This window comes from Paenalcaligenes hermetiae, assembly GCF_039543645.1.
In the GTDB taxonomy this organism is placed as follows: domain Bacteria; phylum Pseudomonadota; class Gammaproteobacteria; order Burkholderiales; family Burkholderiaceae_B; genus Paenalcaligenes; species Paenalcaligenes hermetiae.
In genome coordinates this window covers 1-1,793 of sequence record NZ_BAABKD010000012.1, presented here as the reverse complement: position 1 = coordinate 1,793, position 1,793 = coordinate 1, and the positions used below count along the sequence as shown (strand labels likewise).

The following is a 1,793-nucleotide window of genomic DNA, read 5'->3' as shown; positions in this document are numbered from 1 at the left end:
TTTGAGTACACTCCGCCTTAAATTTATTTAAGGCACACAAACAGAGATTAAACTGAAGAGTTTGATCCTGGCTCAGATTGAACGCTAGCGGGATGCTTTACACATGCAAGTCGAACGGCAGCGGCATGGACAAATCCTTCGGGAGGCGACCATGGCCGGCGAGTGGCGGACGGGTGAGTAATGCATCGGAATGTGCCCAGTAGCGGGGGATAACCACTCGAAAGAGTGGCTAATACCGCATATTCTCTACGGAGGAAAGAGGGGGATCTTCGGACCTCTCACTACTGGAGCAGCCGATGTCGGATTAGCTAGTTGGTGGGGTAAAGGCTCACCAAGGCAACGATCCGTAGCTGGTTTGAGAGGACGACCAGCCACACTGGGACTGAGACACGGCCCAGACTCCTACGGGAGGCAGCAGTGGGGAATTTTGGACAATGGGGGGAACCCTGATCCAGCCATCCCGCGTGTATGATGAAGGCCTTCGGGTTGTAAAGTACTTTTGACAGGGAAGAAACAACTCCGGCTAATACCCGGAGCCAATGACGGTACCTGTAGAATAAGCACCGGCTAACTACGTGCCAGCAGCCGCGGTAATACGTAGGGTGCAAGCGTTAATCGGAATTACTGGGCGTAAAGGGTACGCAGGCGGCTAGGAAAGAAGGATGTGAAATCCCAGGGCTCAACCTTGGAACTGCATTCTTAACTGCCTAGCTAGAGTATGTCAGAGGGGGGTAGAATTCCACGTGTAGCAGTGAAATGCGTAGATATGTGGAGGAATACCGATGGCGAAGGCAGCCCCCTGGGATAATACTGACGCTCAGGTACGAAAGCGTGGGGAGCAAACAGGATTAGATACCCTGGTAGTCCACGCCCTAAACGATGTCAACTAGCTGTTGGGGTCAATAGGCCTTAGTAGCGCAGCTAACGCGTGAAGTTGACCGCCTGGGGAGTACGGTCGCAAGATTAAAACTCAAAGGAATTGACGGGGACCCGCACAAGCGGTGGATGATGTGGATTAATTCGATGCAACGCGAAAAACCTTACCTACGCTTGACATGTCTGGAAGATCTTAGAGATAGGATTGTGCCCGCAAGGGAACCGGAACACAGGTGCTGCATGGCTGTCGTCAGCTCGTGTCGTGAGATGTTGGGTTAAGTCCCGCAACGAGCGCAACCCTTGTCACTAGTTGCTACGCAAGAGCACTCTAGTGAGACTGCCGGTGACAAACCGGAGGAAGGTGGGGATGACGTCAAGTCCTCATGGCCCTTATGCGTAGGGCTTCACACGTCATACAATGGTCGGGACAGAGGGTCGCCAACCCGCGAGGGGGAGCTAATCCCAGAAACCCGATCGTAGTCCGGATCGCAGTCTGCAACTCGACTGCGTGAAGTCGGAATCGCTAGTAATCGCGGATCAGAATGCCGCGGTGAATACGTTCCCGGGTCTTGTACACACCGCCCGTCACACCATGGAAGTGGGTTCCACCAGAAGTGGGTAGCCTAACCGCAAGGAGGGCGCTTACCACGGTGGGATTCATGACTGGGGTGAAGTCGTAACAAGGTAGCCGTATCGGAAGGTGCGGCTGGATCACCTCCTTTAAGAGCGAATGGCTCACAAAGCGAAAGCGTCCACACTTATTGGCTGTTAACACTGGTTCCATGACCAAGGTTATCGCCAACTGGCGACAGTTGGGTCAGTAGCTCAGTCGGTTAGAGCACCGTCTTGATAAGGCGGGGGTCGTTGGTTCGATTCCAACTTGACCCACCACGAAATACCTCGGGGGATTAGCTCAG

General features: G+C 53.7%; 1 tRNA gene and 1 rRNA gene. Both read left to right on the top strand.

From position 1 onward, the window contains the following. Positions 1-49: 49 nt before the first annotated feature. A 16S ribosomal RNA gene (locus ABD980_RS11160) occupies positions 50-1,598 on the top strand. 92 nt (positions 1,599-1,690) lie between these two features. Continuing rightward, positions 1,691-1,767: transfer RNA gene (locus ABD980_RS11155), tRNA-Ile, on the top strand. Positions 1,768-1,793: the final 26 nt, after the last annotated feature.